The organism is Paraburkholderia antibiotica (assembly GCF_012927125.1).
Lineage (GTDB): Bacteria > Pseudomonadota > Gammaproteobacteria > Burkholderiales > Burkholderiaceae > Paraburkholderia > Paraburkholderia antibiotica.
In genome coordinates this window covers 459,520-481,823 of the sequence record NZ_JABBFZ010000002.1, presented here as the reverse complement: position 1 = coordinate 481,823, position 22,304 = coordinate 459,520, and the positions used below count along the sequence as shown (strand labels likewise).

At 62.1% G+C, this 22,304-nt stretch carries 25 protein-coding genes and 1 pseudogene; 21 read left to right on the top strand and 5 right to left on the bottom strand.

The window, feature by feature from the left end; translation table 11 throughout:
- The first annotated feature begins 23 nt into the window (after window positions 1–23).
- The 6 genes from HHL14_RS06220 (at window position 24) to HHL14_RS06195 (ending at window position 2,678) form a co-directional block, all read left to right on the top strand.
- Complete coding sequence (locus HHL14_RS06220) at window positions 24–413, top strand: hypothetical protein (protein ID WP_169496683.1); 390 nt, start codon at window positions 24–26, stop codon at window positions 411–413.
- Complete coding sequence (locus HHL14_RS06215; protein ID WP_169496682.1) at window positions 414–908, top strand: Imm42 family immunity protein; 495 nt, start codon at window positions 414–416, stop codon at window positions 906–908.
- 75 nt (window positions 909–983) lie between these two features.
- Complete coding sequence (locus HHL14_RS33105) at window positions 984–1,376, top strand: CdiA C-terminal domain-containing protein (protein WP_169496681.1); 393 nt, start codon at window positions 984–986, stop codon at window positions 1,374–1,376.
- Window positions 1,377–1,378: 2 nt separating this feature from the next.
- Window positions 1,379–1,645: a hypothetical protein gene (locus HHL14_RS06205; protein WP_169496680.1), complete on the top strand. Its 267-nt coding sequence runs from the start codon at window positions 1,379–1,381 to the stop codon at window positions 1,643–1,645.
- A 341-nt stretch (window positions 1,646–1,986) separates the two neighbouring features.
- Window positions 1,987–2,451: an EndoU domain-containing protein gene (locus tag HHL14_RS06200; protein ID WP_169496679.1), complete on the top strand. Its 465-nt coding sequence runs from the start codon at window positions 1,987–1,989 to the stop codon at window positions 2,449–2,451.
- Window positions 2,448–2,678, top strand: a complete 231-nt coding sequence (locus tag HHL14_RS06195; RefSeq protein ID WP_169496678.1) for a hypothetical protein — start codon at window positions 2,448–2,450, stop codon at window positions 2,676–2,678. Before HHL14_RS06200 ends, HHL14_RS06195 begins: the two co-directional genes overlap by 4 nt.
- Before the next feature lie 51 nt (window positions 2,679–2,729).
- Here the strand turns inward: HHL14_RS06195 and HHL14_RS33755 are convergent, their stop codons facing one another.
- Window positions 2,730–2,777, bottom strand: coding sequence for a hypothetical protein (locus tag HHL14_RS33755; RefSeq protein ID WP_329601627.1), 48 nt, complete (start codon window positions 2,775–2,777; stop codon window positions 2,730–2,732).
- 191 nt (window positions 2,778–2,968) lie between these two features.
- On the opposite strand from HHL14_RS33755, the gene HHL14_RS06190 reads away from it, so the two are divergent.
- Window positions 2,969–3,535, top strand: a complete 567-nt coding sequence (locus HHL14_RS06190) for a hypothetical protein (protein WP_169496677.1) — start codon at window positions 2,969–2,971, stop codon at window positions 3,533–3,535.
- Window positions 3,522–3,962 carry a hypothetical protein gene (locus tag HHL14_RS06185; protein WP_169496676.1) on the top strand — a complete coding sequence of 147 codons (441 nt, stop codon included), beginning with the start codon at window positions 3,522–3,524 and terminating at the stop codon, window positions 3,960–3,962. Before HHL14_RS06190 ends, HHL14_RS06185 begins: the two co-directional genes overlap by 14 nt.
- A 193-nt stretch (window positions 3,963–4,155) precedes the next feature.
- Here HHL14_RS06185 and HHL14_RS33750 read toward each other — a convergent pair whose 3' ends face one another.
- Window positions 4,156–4,221: a SymE family type I addiction module toxin gene (locus tag HHL14_RS33750; protein WP_169496852.1), complete on the bottom strand. Its 66-nt coding sequence runs from the start codon at window positions 4,219–4,221 to the stop codon at window positions 4,156–4,158.
- A 2-nt stretch (window positions 4,222–4,223) separates the two neighbouring features.
- Between HHL14_RS33750 and HHL14_RS33745 the strand changes: the two are divergent.
- Window positions 4,224–4,967: pseudogene (locus tag HHL14_RS33745) on the top strand (hemagglutinin repeat-containing protein); the annotation flags it as partial.
- Between the two features lie 119 nt (window positions 4,968–5,086).
- On the opposite strand, the gene HHL14_RS06170 reads toward HHL14_RS33745, so the two are convergent.
- From HHL14_RS06170 to HHL14_RS06160, 3 genes are read right to left on the bottom strand one after another with little or no spacing between them, the layout of a single operon-like run.
- Window positions 5,087–5,824 (bottom strand): ABC transporter ATP-binding protein, encoded by a 738-nt coding sequence (locus HHL14_RS06170; protein WP_169496674.1) that lies wholly within the window; start codon window positions 5,822–5,824, stop codon window positions 5,087–5,089.
- Window positions 5,821–6,687, bottom strand: a complete 867-nt coding sequence (locus HHL14_RS06165) for an ABC transporter permease (protein WP_169496673.1) — start codon at window positions 6,685–6,687, stop codon at window positions 5,821–5,823. Before HHL14_RS06165 ends, HHL14_RS06170 begins: the two co-directional genes overlap by 4 nt.
- Window positions 6,688–6,715: 28 nt before the next feature.
- Window positions 6,716–7,804: an aliphatic sulfonate ABC transporter substrate-binding protein gene (locus tag HHL14_RS06160; protein ID WP_230412932.1), complete on the bottom strand. Its 1,089-nt coding sequence runs from the start codon at window positions 7,802–7,804 to the stop codon at window positions 6,716–6,718.
- Window positions 7,805–8,082: 278 nt separating this feature from the next.
- Here HHL14_RS06160 and HHL14_RS06155 point away from each other — a divergent pair, with 278 nt between their 5' ends.
- From HHL14_RS06155 to tcuB, 12 genes are all read left to right on the top strand, one after another.
- Window positions 8,083–9,114 (top strand): succinylglutamate desuccinylase/aspartoacylase family protein, encoded by a 1,032-nt coding sequence (locus tag HHL14_RS06155; RefSeq protein WP_169496672.1) that lies wholly within the window; start codon window positions 8,083–8,085, stop codon window positions 9,112–9,114.
- Between the two features lie 220 nt (window positions 9,115–9,334).
- Window positions 9,335–9,886: a GNAT family N-acetyltransferase gene (locus tag HHL14_RS06150; protein WP_169496671.1), complete on the top strand. Its 552-nt coding sequence runs from the start codon at window positions 9,335–9,337 to the stop codon at window positions 9,884–9,886.
- Between the two features lie 39 nt (window positions 9,887–9,925).
- Window positions 9,926–10,855 carry an ABC transporter substrate-binding protein gene (locus HHL14_RS06145; RefSeq protein WP_169496670.1) on the top strand — a complete coding sequence of 310 codons (930 nt, stop codon included), beginning with the start codon at window positions 9,926–9,928 and terminating at the stop codon, window positions 10,853–10,855.
- 60 nt (window positions 10,856–10,915) lie between these two features.
- Window positions 10,916–11,917, top strand: coding sequence for an LLM class flavin-dependent oxidoreductase (locus HHL14_RS06140; RefSeq protein WP_169496669.1), 1,002 nt, complete (start codon window positions 10,916–10,918; stop codon window positions 11,915–11,917).
- A 39-nt stretch (window positions 11,918–11,956) separates the two neighbouring features.
- Window positions 11,957–13,327 carry an LLM class flavin-dependent oxidoreductase gene (locus HHL14_RS06135; RefSeq protein ID WP_169496668.1) on the top strand — a complete coding sequence of 457 codons (1,371 nt, stop codon included), beginning with the start codon at window positions 11,957–11,959 and terminating at the stop codon, window positions 13,325–13,327.
- A 19-nt stretch (window positions 13,328–13,346) separates the two neighbouring features.
- On the top strand, window positions 13,347–15,167 hold the full coding sequence (locus tag HHL14_RS33740; RefSeq protein WP_169496667.1) for an amino acid ABC transporter permease/ATP-binding protein: 1,821 nt from the start codon (window positions 13,347–13,349) through the stop codon (window positions 15,165–15,167).
- Window positions 15,168–15,200: 33 nt separating this feature from the next.
- The gene (locus tag HHL14_RS06125) at window positions 15,201–16,154 is read left to right on the top strand and encodes an ABC transporter substrate-binding protein (RefSeq protein WP_169496666.1); all 954 of its coding nucleotides are present in this window, start codon (window positions 15,201–15,203) and stop codon (window positions 16,152–16,154) included.
- Window positions 16,155–16,460: 306 nt separating this feature from the next.
- The gene (locus tag HHL14_RS06120) at window positions 16,461–17,867 is read left to right on the top strand and encodes a selenium-binding protein SBP56-related protein (protein ID WP_169496665.1); all 1,407 of its coding nucleotides are present in this window, start codon (window positions 16,461–16,463) and stop codon (window positions 17,865–17,867) included.
- Window positions 17,864–18,553 (top strand): hypothetical protein, encoded by a 690-nt coding sequence (locus HHL14_RS06115; protein WP_169496664.1) that lies wholly within the window; start codon window positions 17,864–17,866, stop codon window positions 18,551–18,553. Before HHL14_RS06120 ends, HHL14_RS06115 begins: the two co-directional genes overlap by 4 nt.
- Window positions 18,554–18,638: 85 nt before the next feature.
- Entirely contained in the window at window positions 18,639–19,574 is a 936-nt protein-coding gene (locus HHL14_RS06110) for a LysR family transcriptional regulator (protein ID WP_169496663.1), read from the top strand.
- 129 nt (window positions 19,575–19,703) lie between these two features.
- Complete coding sequence (gene tcuA / locus HHL14_RS06105; RefSeq protein WP_169496662.1) at window positions 19,704–21,122, top strand: FAD-dependent tricarballylate dehydrogenase TcuA; 1,419 nt, start codon at window positions 19,704–19,706, stop codon at window positions 21,120–21,122.
- Window positions 21,109–22,278 (top strand): tricarballylate utilization 4Fe-4S protein TcuB, encoded by a 1,170-nt coding sequence (gene tcuB, locus HHL14_RS06100; protein WP_169496661.1) that lies wholly within the window; start codon window positions 21,109–21,111, stop codon window positions 22,276–22,278. The genes tcuA and tcuB overlap by 14 nt, the downstream gene beginning before the upstream one ends.
- The last annotated feature ends 26 nt before the right edge of the window (window positions 22,279–22,304 follow it).

Below are 22,304 nucleotides of genomic sequence, written 5' to 3'. Positions count from 1 at the left end.
TGGCCTCAGCTTCAGGTTCGGTCATGTACCTGCTGGCGACCCTGGGGTATGTGCCTGACAATGCTACGCTTGCGAACAGTGGTAGAGATGACCGTCTTCCGATTCCTGAACAAGTTACTGCTGACAACGGCCTAGAAGTTAAATCGAACTCAAAACATACTCCCGGGATGGATGGCAACCGGTCGAACGCCGGAACGGAACCGCGAAACTCGCTTGATCTGTTTAACTCGTCTGTCCCGGGTGGTGAAGGCGTTCGGTATGCCATCGACTCGAACGGCAACATCAATCGGTTTTTCTCTGACGGAAACGGTGTGTACCATTGGTCAGGTGCAACAGGGGATTCCTCTGCACCTTTAAACGTTTCGAAGATTCCAATTGATGTAAAGCGAGCCCTCGGATTTAAAGGAAAATAAATGCTGTCTGGAAACCCTGACTCGTTTGCAATCTGGTGCGATGCGGTTGACCTATGGTCAACGCCTGACTTCGCAAATGGATGCTTAGGCTATTTCATGGGAGGTGGGCTAATTTGGTCCAATCGCTCAACGTTGGGAGTTGACTTAAGCATGCTTGCGCGCTTGTATTGCATGAAAAACTCCGTTGAAGACGCAGATTTGTTTCATCGCTCACCGTCGGATGCTTACCGTGAGCTTTGTAATCGTGCATTTCCTTCCATGGACTCTGCTGCGGAAAGTAGTGACTTCACCCATCTTGTATCGGCAGAAAGTCTTTCGGATAAAGGGCACTATGTTTTTTTAATCGAGTATGAAAAAATGGCGAAACTCATATATGGATTCAAGGAAAATTCAAGAGAAATTGGTGAGGTCGTCTTGGCGTGCGGCGAATTTCAATCGGTAGTTCGCGATGCACTTGCGAAATGCCCGAAAGAATTCAATACAGGTAGGCGCTAATCTTTCGCAAGTTCGGGGTATGGGGCGGGTAATACGACGCTCAATAGTGGGAACGGCGATGGCGCAAAGGGTAATGTGACTGTCGAGGCCGGCGCGACGCCTGATGCAAATGAGGTTCGTGCGGGGCAAGGACTAGCGGATGCCGGATATGATGTGAGTCATCAGCCCACGGCGAATTCGCAGGGCATTCCAGATGTTCGGACGGCGGATCTATCTATAACAGGTGTTGGTCAGGTTGATGGTTACTCGCCAGTAAACACTAACCCCAATAGCATCGTCCGAAACATCGAAGCAAAGTTCGATCAAGCCAATGGGGTCATTGTGCAGGCTGATTTATCAGGAGCCGATATGACTTCTATTGCATCCCGTACATGGGGTAAGCCCAATGGCCAAAATTTCAATACGATCGTCTTTCAGAATTCAAATGGACAGGTGTTCCGCTTTGATCGGCCGACCGGAGGGAAATAATAATGGCAAAGTTTGCGTGTAGATGCGGTTACGTCATTAATCTGATCGTTTCTCCAAATGGCAATGAATGGAAGCTTATTCCAGAGAGGACGCTCGAAGATATCGTGGATGCTGTCGATGGAGGGAAAGTAGTTGATGGTGAATACTTTTACGAAATGCTTCGAGGAAAGGAAATCACGGTGTATCGCTGTCCTTCGTGTGGTCGGCTGCATTTAGAGGAGGCGGGCCGTAACAAGTTTGTTACGTACATTAAAGAGCCATCTGCTTGATAAATAAACCCGGCACTGGCCGGGTTTATTGTTTGTGAGGTTGTTCAGTCTGGGGTCAAGTGCAGCCAGGGGACTTGCAGATATCGCGCACGGTGTAGACTCGGCGACCGGATCGCAACTGATCGGCAACCTGGCTGCGAATGTGGTGGCGGGCGTCGGTGGTGCGCTTGTGGGAGGAACGGCTGGAGCCGCAGCGGCTTCGAACGTCCATCTGTATAACCAGTCGATGGACGATGAACGTCAGTTGACAGGGGAGAGCAAAAGCAGCAACCCGCTTTCGCAGTCGCCACTGGGACCTGATTCTGCAAGGCATCGCCAACGGTCTGAGTGCGGTGTTTGGCATGCCGGGTGAGCCGCCGACGACGAGTACGGGTGGGGTACTGGTCAATGAGGCGGGACAGGCGGCGAAAGCGGTGCCGGGAACGGCGGGGTATGCGCCCGGTAATGCGACGTTGAATAGTGGCGATAATGGAACTGGGGACAATGCTCAAAGCGATGTTAATTTGGCGTCGCCTGATCGAACTGACCATATCCTGACAGGGGATGCAACGGGTGGCGGCCATCAATGGCCAGGAGGTCCCGGTAAATCGGTGTTTCCGCAAGACTGGTCGTCGTCGAAGATCATGAACGCCGTCTCGGATATTGCTACCGATCCATCTATTCCTGAAACGGTTCAAGCCAACGGCAGAATAGTTAAAAATGGATCTGTCGATGGCATCGACATTCGTGTAGTTATAGAGCCGGCCAGTAAGGGCGGCGGAATCGTTACGGCATTCCCCACAAACGTTCCTAGAAATCCGAAATGACGAAGCAACAAGAACACTATGATGAAATCGAGCGATTGATGCGTGAATCGCTCGCTCGGGTTGAGAGCGACATCTCTAAGCAAGACTACAAGGACGTTGCTGAATATATTGACTTTGGAGAGTATGGAGTGGCGTATGAATTGCTGATTTGCATTCTTGACAGGCAGCAGACAGGCCACCCGGAGTCATTGAAAATCGCAGGGAAATTGATGGGTATGCGTAGTTGATGTGCATGTAGCAAACCCGTCTTGCGCCGGGTTTGCTGTTTGCAGCGCCGTTCAGTCTGGCGTGATGACGAGTCTGCCGTGTTCGACCTCGATCCTCACGCGCTGTCCGGGCGGGAAGCCGGCGTGCTCAACCACTTGCCGGCAATGCGAAGCCAGGGGAAGAACGTGGGTGTACGCCAGTCCCTGCCGGGTTTCGGTGAAGGCCGCCAGCGCATGACGTGGTGGCGGGCGTCAGTGGTGCGCTGGTGGGAGCCGCGGCGGCTTCGAGCGTCCATCTGTATAACCAGTCGATGGACGATGAACGTCAGTTGACAGGGGAGAGCAAAAGCAGCAACCCGCTTTCGCAGTCGCCACTGGACCTGATTCTGCAAGGCATCGCCAACGGTCTGAGTGCGGTGTTTGGTATGCCGGGCGAGCCGCCGACGACGAGTACGGGTGGGGTACTGGTCAATGAGGCGGGACAGGCGGCGAAAGCGGTGCCGGGAACGGCGTGGTATGGGGCGGGCAACACGACGCTCAATAGTGGTGGTAACGACAGCGCTAGTGAGGGTAGTGGTGGCGGTAGCGCTTACGATCGCGTCTATGGCGGGCGCACGTCCGTTGAGAACGTTACGTCTCGTGGAACCAGCATTGAGACCGTCCCGAATAGTAACGATGCGACGGTCGCCGGCGACTTTGCTTCCCTGAACCCTAATAACGTCAAGATCGTTTCAACTGGGCGTGGAGACGTTAGCATCGGTACACTTAACGACGGCACGACTGTCATATTGCGTCCGAGCAAAGATGGACGTACAACGATCGAGTTTCAAAATGCAAATGGACGCACCACGAAGGAGATACGGTATGGATCAAAGTAATAGGCGCGTCACGTTTCGAAGTAGCGATCTTGCCGACGTGCGGAAGATTTTGGGCGCGGATGGTTCGCTCGATGATGCTGAAGTTGCTCGCCGGTCGTGGCGTGTTTGCGAGATTGATGACAAATCGATATTTGATAAGGACGCACGCCGTCTGGCGAATGCATTACGAGTTGAAAATGCGAACTCTTTCTATATTGTTCGGGTTTGTGATCTGATTGTGCGGACAAATACCCTAGTGACATATCGTTTTGAGGCGACTCAAGACGATATAGAGGAATTTCAGGGTCCGTCGTGGTTTGAGATAAACCTTGACGATTGCTTGATGTTTAACCTGCCTTTTACCTGTGCAGTCCTACGTCCGGGAGAGGTGCGGACGACAAAATTCTTGGGAAATGCCGCTTTCATAGCGAAGATTGAGCAGACCTGAGCTGATCGGGGTATGGGCCGGGTAATGCGACGCTGAGTAGCGGCGGAGATAATGCTCAGGCGTCAAACAGCGACAACTCCGAGGTGTCGCTTCCTATTGGTAGCAAGTCCAATCAGTTCAATCAACTGAAGAATCCAACGTATCAGCCTACGTATAGCGTTGTTCAGTCTGGCGTGATGACGAGTCTGCCGTGTTATATCTCGATCCTCACGCGCTGTCCGGGCGGGAAGCCGGCCTGCTCAAGCCACTTGCCGGCAATGCAAAAACACCTTCAGCGAAGACCAGACCTCGCACACCGGCTCGACGGTGCAGGCGGGCGGGACGACGACGTTCGCCGCAACCGGCGACGGCACCGCCGGCTCGGGCAACCTCACGATTGCGGGATCGAACGTCAGTGTGAACGACGTGATACTGGCCGCGAAGAACCAGGTCAACGTCGTCAATACGACCGACACCGATACGACGGCGAGCACGAACAGATCGTCGAGCGCGAGTGTGGGCATCTCGTACACGAATCAGGGTTTTGGTGTGTCGGCGTCGATGGCGAACGCGCATGGCGATGCGAACAGCGATGCGGCGATCCAGACCAATTCGCACGTGACGGGGGCGAACAGCGTCACGCTCGTGAGCGGTGGTGACACGAACATCATCGGTTCGGACGTGGCCGGTGGGACGGTGAATGCGAACGTTGGCGGCAACCTGAACGTTCAGAGCGTGCAGGATACGACCGTCAGCACCGCGCATCAGAGCAGCGTGAGCGGCGGGTTCAGCATCAGCCAGGGCGGCGGCAGCGCGAGCTTCAGCGCGCAGAACGGGCACGCGGATTCGAACTATGCGCAGGTGAAGGAGCAGGCGGGCATCCTGGCGGGTGACGGGGGCTTCAATATCAACGTCGACGGTAATACGAACCTGACGGGCGCGGTGATTTCGAGTACGGCGCAGGCGGAAAAAAACAGTCTGACGACGGGGACGCTGACGTTCAGCATCGTCGATAATGAATCGTCGTGACGGTCGTTTCGTCTACCTCGAGAATCTCGGCGAAAACGCGCTGGTCGTGTATGACCTGAAGCCGGAGATAGGCGAGCGTGCGCTGGTGCAGAGCGTCGCGTTCATGAAGCAGCCCGCTACATCTCCATCAACACATCCCGCAACGCGTTCAACGAAGCATCGCGTGGATTTCTAGGCCGCTGCAACGTCACCGGCAGTTCGCGCGCGATGCAACTCGGGCCGCCCGCATCAGTCGCGGACAACAGCAGCACGCGATCGGAGAGACTCAGCGCTTCGTCGAGATCGTGCGTTACCAGCAGCACCGTCGTGCCGCGCGCGTGCTTCAACGTGAGCAGCAACTGCTGCAACCGCGCTCGTGTGAGCGCATCGACGGCGCTGAAAGGTTCGTCGAGCAACAGCAGATCGGGCTCGGTAAACAGGCCGCGCGCGAGTGCCACGCGCTGCGCCATACCGCCCGACAATTGCTTCGGCAGCACGTCGCGCACACCGGCGAGTCCCACTTCGGCGAGCAGCGCATCGACGCGCGGATCGTCGCCCGCATGCGGGCCGGCCGCGAACGCGATGTTGTCGGCGACGCTGAGCCAGGGCAGCAGGCGCGGCTCCTGAAAGATCATGCCGACGCGCGGCGATGGTGCCAGCAACGGCACGCCGTCGGTCAGCACCGTGCCCGTCGCGCTGCTGTCCAGTCCCGCGACCGCGCGCAGCAACGTGCTCTTGCCGCAACCGCTCGGTCCCACCAGACTGACGATCTCTCCGCGTGCGAGCGCGAACGACACCTGTTCGAATACCTTGCGTTCGGCGAAGCGTCGCGTGAGTCCACGCACTTCGAGTAATGGAGTGGGCGGTCGATTCATGATCTGGACTCCGACACATCATGCGCATCGCGCCACGATAGCGCGCGCGTTTCGATCGCTTTCAACATGCCGTCGCTCAGTTTGCCGAGCAGCGCGAGCAATAGAATCGCGCCGAACACGAGATCGGGTCGGCCGGTTTCGCGGCCGTCGCTGAGCAGATAACCAAGGCCGCGTGTCGCCGCGATCAGCTCGGCGGCTACCATGAACATCCACGCAAGGCTAAGTCCGGTTCTCAGTCCCGTGAAAATCTGCGGCATCGACGCGGGCAACAGAATGCGCGTGAACAACGCGCGTTGGCCCAGCCGGTTCAGCCGGCCGAATTCGATCAGCTTGCGATCGACACCGCGAATCCCCGCTACCACGCTCACCTGCACCGGAAAGAACGCACCGATCGCGATCAGCGTGATCTTCGGCGCTTCGTCGATACCCATCCACAGCAGCAGGATCGGCACCCACGCGAGCGACGGAATCGCGCGTAACGCCTGAAACGCGGGGTCGAGCAACGCGTCGACACGCCGGCTCAGGCCCATCGCCGCGCCGATCAGCAACGCGAGCGCGGCGCCGATCGCGAAGCCGCCGCACACGCGCATCACACTCGCGCCGACGTGCCGTGCGAGACGCGCGGCACCCAGGTCCCACAAAGTCTGCGCGATGGCGCTCGGTGCCGGCACCAGATGCATCGGCAGCAGCGACGCGCGCACCAGCACCTCGACCACCGCCAGAAACACGATGGGCAGCGCGAGACCCGCATAACGCCAGCGCCGCAACGGATCATGCGTGCGTGTTGGCTGCGCGAATTCGCTGCATGACGGGCAGTGTGAATCGCGTCGGGTGAAACTGAAAACGGGTTTGGCGGTGCTCATCGGCGGGCTCGGGTCGATCGTGTCGGTTTCATTTCGCGCCGTTGTTCGTCGCGGCAAGCACCGGTTGCGCGAGCTTGCCGTCGACCAGCGCATCGATGATCTGGTTCAGATCGGTGCCGCGTTTGACGAGTTGCTCGTCGACCAGAATCGGCGCAGCCGCTTTCAGCGCGGCGATCTGCCGGGCGCCCGGCTGAGGCTGGCTGAAATCGTTACGGCTTAGCTGCAGCTTCGCGACCGGCAGCGATAGTCTGGATTCCTCCGCAACGATCTTCGCGGTGTCGTCCGGATGAGCGGCGATCCAGACGCGCGCTTTCTCATAGACCTTCAGCACGCGCGCTAGCGCATCCGGATGGTCGCGAATGAAGTCCTCGCGTGCGTTCAGGAAGCCCCACGTATTGAAGTCGACGTTGCGATACAGCAGGCGCGCGCCGTCGTCGATCTGCGCGGCCGCCATGTGCGGATCGAGCCCGGCCCACGCATCCACCTGGCCGTTGGCGAGCGCGGTGCGGCCATCGGGATGTTGCAGATTGACGATCTCGACGTCGTCGCGCGACAGGCCGGCCGTGTGCAACGCCCGCAACGTGAACAGGAACGGATCGGTGCCCTTGGTGGCGGCGATCTTGCGGCCTTTCAGATCGGCGAGCGTTTTGATCGGTGAGTCCTTGCGCACGACGAGCGCGGTCCACTCGGGGCGCGAGAAGATATAGACGGCGCGAATCGGATTGCCGTTGGCCTTCGCGAGCACGGCGGCGAGGCCAGCGGTCGAACCGATATCGATTGCGCCGCTGTTCAGGTACTCGAGCGCGCGGTTGCTGCCGAGGCTCAAGACCCACTTCACCTGCGTGTGGTCGGCGGCGAATTCCTGTTCGAGCCAGCCGTTGCGCTTGATCACCAGGCTTTCCGGCGAGTAGTACGCGTAGTCGAGCTTCAGTTCGTCGAGAGACGCGGCGTGGGCTGTGCTGAACAGGCCGAGCAGGCTGGATAGCGCGAAGCCGCCGGTTGCCAGCGCGACCGTTGCCGTCTTTAGCCACGGGCGTCTGGCGCGGTTGCGCTCGCTGCCTGCCGTCGTTGCGCTGCGTGTTGTCGCGAAGTCGGTCGAACCCCGTGGCGATGTCATCGATTGTCCTTGTAGTCGCGTGTGGTGGTCGTCCAATGTAACCAGAACGTCGGCGCCCGCGAACCAACAAATGCTCAGAATCAAAGCAGTGTTGGCGCTATGGCGGAAATCGATAACGGAAAAACAATGCCGTGCTCCGGTGATTTGCTATGCACGATTCGTTAGAACCGGCGCGCTCGAAAGTGCTTATAGTCGGAGTCTTCCTCGCCTTCCAAACCGACTTTCACCCGTCGTCCAGCCGCAACGGTCGGCGCGCCATCACTTCCGCGAGCGAAGTCATGAGTTCGATCACGCATGCAGTTATCACGCCGGCCAATCCGATTCGCAGCGAAATCGATCTGGACGCGCCCGGCAAGCACACCGGCTATCTGCGGTTGCCGCATTCGGTGCACCGTTCGGCGTATGGCTGGCTGCCGATTCCGCTTGCCTCGATACGCAACGGCGCGGGGCCGGTCGTGCTGATCATGGCCGGCAATCATGGCGACGAATACGAAGGGCAGATCCTCGTGTCGACGCTGATCCGTGAAATCGACGCGGCGCACGTGAGCGGTCAACTGATTCTGCTGCCTCAGGCGAATGCGCCGGCGGCCGAGGCGGGTCTGCGCACGTCGCCGCTCGACGACGGCAATCTGAACCGCGCTTTTCCCGGCGACCCGCAAGGTTCGCCGACGCAGATGATCGCGCATTACATCGAGCACACGCTGCTCGCGCGCGCGGACTATCTGATCGATCTGCATTCCGGCGGCAGCTCGCTGTTGTATCGCGGCAATAACATGCTCGCAATCGATCCGCGCGACGATGACGAAAAGCAGCGCCTGCATCACGCATTGCGCGCATTCGGATTGCCGAACGCTTTCCTGCACGCGGAAAATCCAGTGCATGCGGCGACGGCCGCGCGCCGGCAACGTGCGCTGTCGATTACGGCAGAGTTAGGTGGCGGCGGGACCGTCGATGCAACCTTGCTACGCGAAGCACGCCACGGTCTGCTGCATTTTCTCGGCGCGATACGCGCATTGAGCGGTCCGCTCGTGCCCAATGCGCCGCCCGCCGAAACGCGTCTGTTGCGCGTCGCCGGTGCGCGTCACTACGTGTACGCATACGACCACGGCCTGTTCGAGCCGCTGGTCGAACTCGGTGCGAAGGTGGTCGCGGGGCAGCCGGCCGCGCGCATTCATTTCCCGGATACGCCGCTGAAGGAGCCGGTGACCTGCTATTTCCAGAGCGCGGGCGAAGTCGTTTGCAAGCGCGTTCCCGCGCTCGTCAGGCGCGGCGACTGTCTGTTCCATCTCGCCGAGGAAGTGGCCGGCTGAAGCGCGCCGCGCAATCCGGGTGGGCTCCTTTTCTGCACGCCGTTCCGGCATCCATCACAACGTGATACTGGCATTCGAGCGCGCTACGGCAGCGCTTTATCGACGATCACAGCCAATCGCGACGGCAGATAAACATAGCGAAATTGCTTGGTTAGCCGCGACGTAGCAGCACGCTATCGTATGAGTTCCTCACTATCCGCCGACCTCGTGTCGATCGTTCATGAGCACTCTCGTCGTTGACACCACGCCTCACGATCCACGTGCGCAGCCGTTGCTCGACGCGCTGCTGTACGAATACGCGACACGCTACGAAGATTATCGCAAGGATGGCGGCGCGGCTGCCGCGCAGGAGATGGCGCGCTATCCGGCCGAGCTGTTCGCGCCGCCGCATGGCGCGTTCGTGCTGCTGATCCGCGACGACGAGACGATCGGCGGCGGCGCGTTCAAGCGCTATGACGCGCACACGGCCGAACTCAAACGCATCTGGACGCGCGATGATCAGCGCCGCCAGGGTCTCGCGCGCCAGGTCGTGCGGGAACTCGAAGCGCGTGCGCTCGCGCAGGGCTACGCGCGCATCTATCTGACGACCGGTTTCAAGCAGCCGGAAGCGTGGGCGCTCTACGAACGCACCGGCTACGCGAAGCTGTTCGATACCGCGTTGCCACCCGAGGTCCACGTTCATCTTCGCTTCGGCAAGGATCTGCGCGCACCGCATCGTATCGATACGCTCGACGACCTGCGCGCGAAAGACGCCGACCTCGCGCTGCGCTAAACACCCACTCACTTCTCCCCACACTACAACGGATCGCTTATGAAATCTGCCTTGCCACTGTCGTCGTTGCTGTTCGCCGCGTTGCTGTATGTCAGCGGCAATGCGCTCGGCGCGCCGGCGTTCGATCTGAGCCCCGAGCAGCATGGCCGCATTCGCGCCGAACAGGACGTGGCCGCGACGAAAGCCGTGCCCGCGAACTTTCCGTTCGTCGCCAAAGACGCGCTGACGATCGGCATCGTCGTCTCGCATCCGCCGATCAGCACCTATGCGACCGACGCGAAGACCGCGGTCGGCTTCGATCCCGATCTCGCGCAACTGGTCGCGGATAGCCTCGGCCGCAAGCTCAACGTCGTGATTCTCGCGTGGCCGGACTGGCCGCTCGCACTGTCGTCCGGCAAGGTCGACGCGGTGATTTCGAACGTGACGGTGACCGAGGAGCGCAAGCTCAAATTCGACTTCTCGACCTATCGGCGTGACGAAGTCGGCTTCTTTGTCAGGACCGATAGTCCCATCAAGTCGATCAGGGAACCTAAGGATGTGGCGGGCCTGCGCGTGATTACCGATGCCGGCACGAATCAGGAAAAGATTCTGCTCGAATGGGACAGGGAGAACGTCGCGCACGGCTTGAAGCCGATCCAGGTGCAGTACTACGACGACGATGCGGTCAGATCGGTCGCGCTGCAATCGGGCCGCGCCGATGCGATCTTCAGCGTCAACGCCGCGCTGCTGTACGACGCGGCCCTGCATGGCAAGACGCGCCAGGTCGGCACCGTCAGCGGCGGCTGGCCGCGCACCGCCGAACTCGCGGTGACCACGCGCAAAGGCAGCGGACTCGCCGCGCCGGTGACGATCGCGCTCAACGATCTGATCGGCAAGGGGCAGTATCGCTCGGTGCTCGAACGCTGGAACCTCGGTTCGGAAGCGATCGACCAATCCGCGACCAATCCGCCGGGTTTGCCGAAAACCTGAAGACGTGAGCGCGTTCGACGTCAGTGCGTTTCATGAATTCTCATCGTCCACCAGATACCCATGACTTATTCGCTTTCGTTGCTGGATAAAAGCCCGATCGCCGCAGGCGTGAGCGCGGCCGAAGCGCTGCGCTTCACCGTGTCGCTCGCGAAGCGCGCCGAAGCGCTCGGCTTCAAACGCTTCTGGGTCGCCGAACATCACGGTGCGCCGGGCCTTGCTAGTTCCGCGCCGGAGATCGTCGTGTCGCATGTGCTTGCGCATACGTCGCGCATTCGCGTCGGCTCGGGCGGCGTGATGTTGCAGCACTACAGCCCGTTCAAGGTCGCCGAGTCGTTCAGGTTGCTCGCGGCGCTCGCGCCGGGGCGCGTCGATCTCGGCATCGGCAAGGCACCGGGCGGGTTGCCGCAGACAACCCGTGCGTTGCAGTGGCTGCACGACAAGCAGAACAAGACCGGCTTCGACGCGCAATTCGCGCAGCTCGACGCGTTTCTCGGTGACGGCGTCGACGGCGATCATCCGCTAGCGGGGGCGCGCGCGTTTCCGGTTCCGCCCGTGCCCGTCGAGCGCATCCTGCTGGGCGGCAGTCCCGACAGCGCGGCGCTTGCGGCGCGTCAGGGCTGGCAGTTCTGCTACGCCGGGCATTTCAATGGCGACGAGGCGAATATCGAGCGCACTGTGCAGACGTATCGCGATGCCAGCGGTCGCGCGCCGTTGCTCGCGTTGTATGCGGTGGCGGCAGCGACGCGCGACGAAGCCGAGCGGCTCACCGGGCCGCTGCGCGTCTTCCGATTGCAATTGAACAATGGGCCGAGCGTGAATCTCGCGACAATCGAAGCCGCCGACGAATACGCACGGCAAGCGGGCGTGACCGGTTACACAATCGAGGAACGTCGTCCGCACGTCGTGAAGGGCACGGCCGACGACGTGCGCGAGCAGCTCGACGAGCTTAGCCGACGCTACGGCATCGACGAATTCGTGATCGATTCGCCGCTGCAACACTATCCGGCGCGCCTGCATTCGGTCGAGCTGCTCGGCAGCACGATCGAGCCCGCCTATGCGTGACCTTTTCCTACGAACTCCTACCCATTCGCGGACGATCCCATGAGTACTCGCAAACTCAAATTCGGCATCATGCTGCAAGGTGCCGGCAGCCATATGAATTCGTGGAAGCATCCGGCCGGTCCTGCCGACGCGAGCGTGAACCTGTCGTTCTTCATCGACACGGTACGTAAGGCAGAGGCGCACGGCGTCGCGTTTGCGTTCGTCGCGGATGGCCTGTACATCAACGAGAAATCGATTCCGCACTTCCTGAACCGCTTCGAGCCGATCTCGATCCTGTCGGCGCTCGCCACGGTCACGTCGAAGATCGGGCTCGCGGGCACCGTGTCGACGTCGTATAGCGAGCCGTTCACGGTCGCGCGTCAGTTCGCGTCGCTCGATCTGCTCAGCGGTGGCCGCGCCGGCTGGAACGTCGTGACCACGCCGCTCGAAGGGACCGCGAAAAACTACGGCGGCTCGCATCCCGAGCATGCGTTACGCTACGAAATCGCCGACGAATATCTGAGCGTCGCGCAAGGCCTGTGGGATAGCTGGGACGACGACGCGTTCGTGCGCGACCGCGCGCGCGGCGTGTTCTTCGAGCGCGACAGGCTGCATACGCTGAATCACGAGGGCAAGTTTTTCCAGGTGGCGGGGCCGCTCAACATCCAGCGTTCGGCGCAGGGGCAGCCGGTGATCTTCCAGGCGGGGTCGTCGGATGCGGGCATCGGGCTCGCTGGCAAATATGCGGACGCGGTGTTCACGCATTCGGTGTCGCTCGACGAAACGCGCACGTTTGCGCGGCGCGTGAAGGACAGCGCGGTCGAGCACGGCCGAAGCCGCGACGACGTGAAGATCTTTCCCGGCATCAGCCCGATTGTCGGCACGACGCCCGAGGAAGCCGAGGCGAAATACCGCGCGATTCGCGAGCTGCTGACGATCGACGAAGCGCTCGCGTATCTGGGTCGCTATTTCGATCATCACGACTTCACGCAGTATCCGCTCGACGCACCATTTCCCGAACTCGGCGACATCGGCCGCAACAGTTTCCGTTCCACCACCGACCGCATCAAAGCGGAAGCGCGCGAGAAGGGTTCGACGCTGCGTGAAGTCGCGCTCGAAGTCGCGACGCCGCGTACGCATTTTCTCGGCACGCCTGCGCAGATCGCGGATGAACTGATCCGCTGGTTCGACGCGGGCGCCGCCGACGGCTTTATCCTCGGTTTCGCGGCGCAGGCACAAGGCCTCGACGATTTCGTGCGCTACGTGGTCCCCGAACTCGAACGACGCGGACGCTACGAGCGCACGCTGACGGGCGCGACGCTGCGCGATCATCTCGACCTGCCGCGCAAGGCGAGCCGTTATGCGGCGGCTGGATCGGCAGAAGCGACAGAAGCGACGGACGTGGCCACCGCCGTCGCCCGCGCGGCCTGACCTGGCGGAGCAAACAACGATGAACGACACCGCTGAATTCGCCAACCCCCAACTCGCCGCCGCACATGTCGCGCAAGCCGCTCAGGCCGACACTCCACGCGAGCGTGCCCACTTCCGGATCGTGCCCGCGAAAAATCGCGCGCGTTTGATCGGCACGGTGGCGGCCGTGCTGCTGATCGGCTTCCTGCTCGACTCGGTGCTCGGCAATCCGCGCTGGGGCTGGCCGGTCTTCGCCGAGTGGTTCCTGTCCGAGCCGGTGTTGTCCGGGCTCGGCCGCACGCTGCTGTTGACCGCGCTCGGTGCGGTGGCCGGTTTCGCACTCGGCATTCCGATCGCGCTCGCGCGGGTTTCTCGCTCGCCGTTGCTGGCCGGCTGCGCATGGGCATTCGTGTGGCTCTTCCGGTCGATTCCGCTGATCGTGCTGCTGCTGATCCTGAACAATCTCGGCTATCTGTACGAGAGCGTGCGTCTCGGCGTGCCGTTCACCAGCATCGTCTTTCTCGACGTGCCGACCACCGAACTGATCAGTCCGTTCCTCGCCGCCGTGCTCGGCCTGACGCTGAATCAGGCGGCGTTTTCGGCCGAAGTGATTCGCGGCGGCATTCAGTCGGTCGATCACGGCCAGCTCGAAGCCGCCGCCGCGCTTGGGCTGCCGCGTGAGCGTCAGGCCAGGCGCATCGTGTTGCCGCAGGCGATGCGGGCGATCGTGCCCACCGCGTTCAACGATCTGATCGCGCTCGCGAAGGGTTCGTCGATGGTCTATGTGCTCGCGATGCCCGAGCTGTTCTACACGGTGCAGATCATCTATCGACGCAACCTCGAAGTGATTCCGTTGCTGATGGTCGCGACCGTCTGGTATCTGATCATTCTGACCGTGCTGTCGGCGATTCAGGTTTATGTGGAGCGGCATTTTTCGCGCGGGGTCAAACGTGATCAGACGCCGTCGGTTTTCGCTGCGTGGCTGAAGAACGTTGGTATCCGGCGCGGCGCGAGCGACACGCATATCAACACGCGCACGGAAGTGGAGGCCCATGCACCAGCGGCGGCTCCCTCGCATCAAGCTTGGGCCGATCAACGCGACGGCGCGCGCATCGTGATCCAGCAGGTCTCGAAGAGCTTCGGCACGCTGAAGGTGCTCGACAACGTATCACTAACGATGCGCCCAGGCAGCGTCACGGTAATACTCGGGCAATCGGGCTCCGGCAAATCGACGCTGCTGCGTACGATCAATCATCTTGAACGCGTCGACGCCGGCCTGATCGATATCGACGGCGAATTGATCGGCTATCGTCGCGATGGCGACACGCTGTACGAGTTGCAGGAGAAAGAGATTCTGCGCCGCCGGGTCGAAGTCGGCATGGTGTTTCAGAACTTCAACCTGTTCCCGCATCTGACGGTGCTCGAAAACATCGTCGAGGCGCCGGTTGCGTTGGGGCGTCTGTCGCGCGCGGAAGCGGAAAGCCTTGCGCTGAGTCTGCTTGCGCGGGTCGGTCTCGAAGCGAAGGCGCACGCGTGGCCGAGACAGTTGTCGGGCGGCCAGCAGCAACGCGTGGCGATTGCGCGTGCGCTCGCGCTGAAACCGAAGGTGCTGCTGTTCGACGAACCGACCTCGGCGCTCGACCCCGAACTCGTCAACGAAGTGCTCGACGTCATCAAGGCGCTTGCGCGCTCCGGCACGACGATGGTGATTGTCACGCACGAAATCGGCTTTGCGCGCGAAGTGGCGGACCACATCGTGTTCATGGATCGCGGCCGCGTGATCGAATCGGGACCGCCCGGGCAGGTATTGAACGAACCGCGGCATGCGCGCACGCGCGAATTCCTGTCGCGGGTTCTGTGATTCGAACCCATGATTGCAGGCTGATACCGATCCATGACCCATCGACGTCAATTCATTCTCACTGGTATGGCGCTTGGCGCATTGCTGATGCGCAACGCGCTCGACATTGCCTACGCGGCGCCAACGCCCCACGGCTCGGTCGATCTGAGCCCCGAGCAGGCGGGCCGCCTGCGCGTGCAGAAAAATCCGGCCGCGATCGGGGCGATCGACAAACGCTTTCGCTTCGCGAAGGAAGGCTATTTCTCCGCGGCGATCGTGCCGCATGTGCCGCCGACCGCGACGTACGCCACTGATGCGCGCACGGTGGTCGGCTCCGATGCCGACTACGCGCAACTGATCGCCGATTCGCTCGGCCTGAAGCTTAATCTCGTGCCGATCGCCTGGGCCGATTGGCCGCTCGGCTTGACGTCGGGCAGGTACGACGCGGTGATCTCGAACGTCGGCGTGACCGAGCAGCGCAAGGAGAAGTTCGACTTCACGACCTACCGGCAGGGCTTTCACGGCTTCTATGTGCGAACCGCGAGTCCGATCAGGAAGATCGCCGAACCGAAGGACGTGGCTGGGCTCCGGCTGATTACGAGTTCGGGCACCAATCAGGAAAGAATCATCCTCGAATGGAACCGGCAGAACATCGCGAAAGGCCTTAAGCCGATCGAGTTCCAGTACTTCGACGATGACGCCGCGAGCCGCATCGCGTTGCTGTCCGGGCGCGCCGATGTCGAATTCAATCCGAACGCGCCGCTGGCCTACGACGCGGCGACCACCGGCGCGATTCGCGAAGTCGGCTCGCTCAATGCCGGCTGGCCGGCGCGCGCGGATGTCGCGATCGCCACGCGCAAGGGCAGCGGCCTGATGGATGCGCTGACCGTCGCGACGAACGGGCTGATCGCCGACGGCACGTACCGGCGCTCGCTCGCGCGCTGGGGCGTCGAGTCGGAAGCGCTGGCGCGTTCGGAAAGCAATCCGCCGGGGCTGCCGAAGTTCTGACGTGATGAAAGAACCCGGCAAAACAGGGCTCGGCGTGCGCGGCGCGTTGCAGCATCGGGTTTATCGCTGCAGCAGATCACCGTATCGGATCGACTGCACCGGCTTGCTGGCTGGACCGCCCGCAAATTCCGGTTGCTTCCAGCGCGGCCGTGAACTACAAATTTAAGGTTATAGGTGAGCCGGATCGTATCGACCCGGCTCCCGTTCCGTCGATACGGCGTTGCGCCGCCCCGCGTAGGGCTCTCGTCAGCATCGGGCACGCGAGCACGCCGCGCTTCCATTCAGAACGACAAGGAGAGTGCCGTCATGGGAATGCGCCCCGATCCCACCTTTCATGCGTCGCCGAAACTCGCGATGGACGCGCCGGCGGAAGAATATGCGTATACGGTGCTGCTGAGCCCGGATTTCTCGCAGCCCGACGCGCTCGCCGTGATCGACGTGAAGCCCGGTTCGCCGACCTATAGCCAGGTCGTGCACACGGTGCCAGTGCCGTACAAGGGCGACGAATTTCATCATTTCGGCTGGAATGCGTGTTCGTCGGCATTGTCGCCGCTGACGGGGCACGCGTTTCTCGAACGACGCTATCTGATCATTCCCGGAATGCGCTCGTCGCGCATCTATATCGTCGATACGAAGCCGCATCCGACCCAGGCGAAGATTCACAAGATCATCGAGCCCGAGGAGATTTTTCGCAAGACCGGTTATTCGCGGCCGCACACCGTGCATTGCGGGCCGGAAGGCATTTACGTGAGCACGCTCGGTGGCGGAGGCAAGGACGGCACCGACGGGCCGCCGGGCATCTTCATCATGGATTGCCAGACGTTCGAGGTACTCGGCCGCTGGGAGATCGAGCGCGGCGCGCAGGAAAAGCATTACGACTTCTGGTGGAATCTGCCGCGCGATTACATGGTGTCGACCGAATGGGCGCTGCCGCCGCAATTCGAAAACGGCATCGTGCCCGAGGATCTGCTGTCGAATAAGTACGGGCATCGCGTGCACTTCTGGGATCTGCGGGCGCGCCGCAACGTGCAGACGCTCGATCTCGGCGCGAATCATCAGATGGGCCTCGAAGTGCGGCCCGCGCACGATCCGAGCCGCGAATACGGCTTTATCGGCGTGGTGGTCGATACCACCAATCTGGAAGGGTCGATCTGGACATGGTGGCGCGAGAACGGGCAGTTCCACATCGAGAAGACCGCGACCATTCCTCCCGAACCGGCGTCCGTCGAACAGTTGCCGCCGCTGTTGCAGGGCTTCGGCGCGGTGCCGCCGCTCGTCACCGACATCGATCTTTCGATCGACGATAAATTCCTCTACGTCGCCTGCTGGGGCACCGGCGAGATGCGTCAGTACGACGTGACGGAGCCGCGCAAACCGAAGCTCACGGGCTCGGTGCATATCGGCGGTATCGCGCGGCGCACGCCGCATCCGAATGGCAAACCGTTCGCGGGTGGCCCGCAGATGGTCGAAATCAGCCGCGACGGCAAGCGCGTCTACTGGACCAACTCGCTGTATTCGACGTGGGACAACCAGTTCTATCCGGACGGCGTACCAGCCGCGCAGGTGATGGCGCATGCGAATCCGGACGGTGGCCTGACGCTCGCCAATGAGTACTTCGTCGAGTTTCCCGACGGCTATCGCGCGCATCAGATTCGCCTCGAAGGCGGCGACTGCTCGACCGATTCGTTCTGCTATCCGTCGGTGGGCGTTTGAGCGGCGCGGTCTCGCCGCAGGCTGGTCTGTGGCTGGCGGTTGTCGCGAGCGGTTTGTATCACGGCCTTAATCCGGCGATGGGGTGGCCGCTCGCGGTGTCGAACGCGTTGATGCAGCGGCGCGCGCAGGCGTTGCTTGCCGCGCTGCTTTATCTGGCCGCGGGGCACGCGCTGGCTATTCTCCTGATGATGCTGCCGTTCGCGATGCTCGCGAGCGTGTTCGCGTGGCAGCGCGAAATACAGCTTGGCGCGAGCGCGCTCGTGATCGGCTTCGGTCTGGTTCTGCTGATACGCCGACGTCATCCGCGCGTGCTCGCGAGAATTCCGCCGTCGCGGCTCGCGCTGTGGTCGTTCGCAGTCGCGATTGCGCATGGCGCGGGCTTGATGCTCGTGCCGATCTATCTCGGGCTGTGCCGAGCCGACGAGATGGACGTCGGACACCGGGCCGCGCAAACGTTGATCGAGAGTAGTCTGCGCACTGCGCTCGCGGTGGCCGCGGTTCACGCCGCTGCGATGATGGCGGCCGGTGGTGTGCTCGCGTGGCTCGTCTATCGCTACCTCGGGCTCAGATTCGTGTCGCGCAGCTGGTTCAATCTGGATGCGGTGTGGGCGTTGAGTCTGATTCTGGTCGGCGGGATTTCGCTGGCGTTGAATGCGGGCGCGGGAACCCTCACCGGTGTCGCCTAGCATTTCCAGTTCCGATCCGCTGAGTCCCCTTCGTCTTCGTGTATAAGACATCCATGTCCATGCACGTCGAGCGAAAGGGGAATCCTTGGAACTGCGCCAGCTTCGTTATTTTGTCTCTGTCGTCGAATACGGCAGCATGGGCCGCGCGGCCGCCGAACTCGGCGTGGTCACGTCCGCGCTGAGCCAGCAGATCAGCCGGCTCGAAAGCGAACTGTCGACGCGACTGTTGCAACGCACATCGAGCGGCGTGTTGCCGACCGACGCCGGCCTCGCATTCTGGCGTCAGGCGCAACTCGCGCTGCGCCACGTCGACGACGCCGCGCATGCGGCGCAGCACGCGCGGTTGTCCGGCCATGTGAGCGTCGGCATGGCGCCGAGCACGACCGGTGTGCTCGGACTCGCGTTCATGCGCGCGATGCGCGAGCGCTATCCCGACGTTCGGCTGCGCATGGTCGAAAGCCTGTCCGGGCATCTCGCGGTGATGCTCAACGCGCGCCAGATCGATCTGGCGATCCTGTTTCAAAGTGCCGGCAGTCAGCGTTTCAGCGCGACACCGTTGATCGACGAACGTCTGTTCGCCATTGCGTCGGCCGATTTCGACGCGATGCCCGCGACGAAGAAGGTCCGGCTCGCGCAGATCGCGCCGTTGCCGCTGATCCTGCCGAGTAGTCCGCATGGTTTGCGTTCGCTGCTGACGGCCGCGTTCGCGAGCGCGAAATGCGAACCGAACGTCGTCGCCGAAATCGACGGGCTGGCGATGTTGATGGACGCGGTCGGCGGCGGCATCGGCGTGACGATCCAGCCCGGCGCGGCGTTGGCGCGCCGCGATCCGGCCGCGTTTCGCGCGATTCCGATCGCGGACCGGCACATGGTGCGGCCGAATCAGCTCGTGAGTCTCGCCGACGACGAGCTGTCGCCGGCCGGCCTCGCGGCGCGCGTGGTGCTGGCGGACGTCGCCCGTTCGCTGGTGGCGAGCGGGCAGTGGGCCGGCGCGACGCTCGCGGCAGACTCCGCGCGCTGAATCGGGCACTGAGCCATACGCTGAGTCGCACTAGTCTTCACGATCCGTGAAGACCCGTTGCCGTCTACCTGCTGGCGGATGAACGCGGGAGCGTCCTACACTCCGGGCAACTGGAGGAGACGCTTGAACATGGTGGATGTCCTGGTGATTGGCGGCGGCAATGCCGCCTTGTGCGCCGCGTTGATGGCGCGTGAGGCCGGCGCGTCGGTGCTGCTGCTGGAAGCGGCGCCGCGCGAATGGCGCGGCGGCAATTCGCAGCACACGCGCAACCTGCGCTGCATGCACGACGCGCCGCAAGACGTGCTCGTCGATGCCTATCCGGAAGAAGAATACTGGCAGGACCTGCTCAAGGTGACGGGCGGCCTGACCGACGAAAAACTCGCGCGCATCGCGATTCGCGCGTCGTCGACGTGCCGGGGCTGGATGCGCCAGCATGGCGTGCATTTTCAGCCGCCGCTGTCGGGCGCGTTGCACGTGGCGCGCACCAACGCGTTCTTCATGGGCGGCGGCAAGGCACTCGTCAACGCGTATTTCCGCAGCGCCGAAGCGCTCGGCGTGCAAATCCGCTACAACGCCCCCGTCGATGCGATCGAACTCGACGGCGACCGCTTCGTCGCCGCGCGCATCGGCGCCGAGCGGATCGAGGCGCGTGCCTGCGTGCTGGCCGCGGGCGGCTTCGAATCGAATCGCGAGTGGCTGCGCGAAGCGTGGGGGCAGGTCAACGGCGAATGGGTCGCCGAAAACTTCCTGATTCGCGGCACCCGTTTCAACATGGGCGTGCTGCTCAAATACATGATCGACGCGGGCGCGGATGCGATCGGCGATCCGTCGCAATCGCATTGCGTCGCGATCGACGCACGCGCGCCGCTCTACGATGGCGGCATCTGCACGCGGGTGGATTGCGTGTCGCTCGGCGTCGTCGTCAACCGGCATGCGCGGCGCTTCTACGACGAGGGCGAGGATTTCTGGCCGAAGCGCTATGCGATCTGGGGCCGGCTCGTCGCGCAGCAGCCCGGACAGATCGCGTATTCGATCATCGATTCGAAAGCGATCGGCCGCTTCATGCCGCCGGTTTTTCCCGGCACCAAAGCCAATACGCTGGCCGAACTCGCGCGCGCGACCGGTCTCGACGAAAAGACTTTCGTCGACACGATCGAAACGTATAACCGCGCATGCCGCGTCGGCACCTTCGATCACGCGGTGCTCGACGATTGCCACACCGAAGGCATTCAGCCGGCCAAGACTCATTGGGCGCAGCCGCTCGACAAGCCGCCTTTCTACGCGTACGCGCTGCGCCCCGGCATCACGTTCACCTATCTGGGCCTGAAGGTCGACGAACGCTCGGCCGTGCATTTCGGTGGCAAGCCCAGTCCCAATCTTTACGTGGCCGGCGAAATGATGGCGGGCAACGTGCTCGGCAAGGGCTATACGGCGGGCGTCGGCATGGCGATCGGCACCGCGTTTGGACGTATCGCGGGCACCGAGGCCGCGCGCGCGGCACTGCAATCGAAACAGAACGCGAAGGAAACCACCCATGCAGTCGCTTGAAGCGCTGACCCGCGAGGCAAGTGCGCTCGCCTCGAACGAAATGCCCGTGACGCTCGCGATGACGTCGGCCGAATCGGAAGTGAGCCGCATCATGCAAATCTGCAATGCGTGCCGCTATTGCGAAGGCTTCTGCGCGGTTTTTCCGGCGATGACGCGCCGCCTCGAATTCGGCCGCGCCGACGCGCATTTTCTCGCGAACCTGTGCCACAACTGCAGCGCCTGTCTGCATGCGTGCCAGTACGCGCCGCCGCATGAATTCATGGTCAACGTGCCGCAGGCGATGGCGCAGGTGCGGCTGCAAACCTATACGGACTACGCGTGGCCGGCGGGGCTCGGCGCACTGTACAAGCGCAACGGCGTGACGCTCGCGCTGGCGCTTGCAGGCGGCCTCGCGCTGTTTCTGATACTGGCGATGCTGTTCAAGGGCGCGACGCTGTTCACGCCGCTCGCCGGCAATTTTTACGCGGTGTTTCCGCACAACATGCTCGCGTTGATGTTCGGCGTGGTGTTCCTGTTCTCGACGTTCGCACTCGGCGTCGGCGTGCGACGCTTCTGGCGCAACGAGGATCCAGGCGCGATGTCCGGCGCCGCAATCGGCGAAGCAGCGCACGACGTGCTGAGCCTGCGCTATCTCGGCGGCGGCCACGGCACGGGCTGCAACACGAGCGACGACGCATTCTCGCTCGCGCGCCGCCGTTTTCATCATCTGACGTTCTACGGCTTCATGCTGTGCTTCGCGGCGACCTGTGTCGCGACGCTTTATCACTATTTCTTCGGTCTCGAAGCGCCGTATGCGTTGACGAGTCTGCCGGTCGTGCTCGGCACGCTGGGCGGCGTCGGTTTGCTGGCTGGACCGGTGGGGCTCTTGTGGCTGAACCTGAAGCGTCATCCGCTCGCCGGCGATGCCGCGCAGCGGCCGATGGACCGTGGCTTCATCGCGCTGCTGCTGCTGACGAGCGCGAGCGGTCTCGCGCTGATGCTGTTGCGCGATACGCCGCTGATGGGCGTGTTGCTCGCGATTCATCTCGGCATCGTGATGGCGCTGTTTCTCACGCTGCCGTATGGCAAATTCGCACACGGCATCTATCGCAGCGCGGCGTTGCTGAAATGGTCGGTGGAAAAGAGAAAGCCGAGCGGCCTGCTGGTCGAAGACTGAACGGGCGCTCATCACGAGGCGGCCCC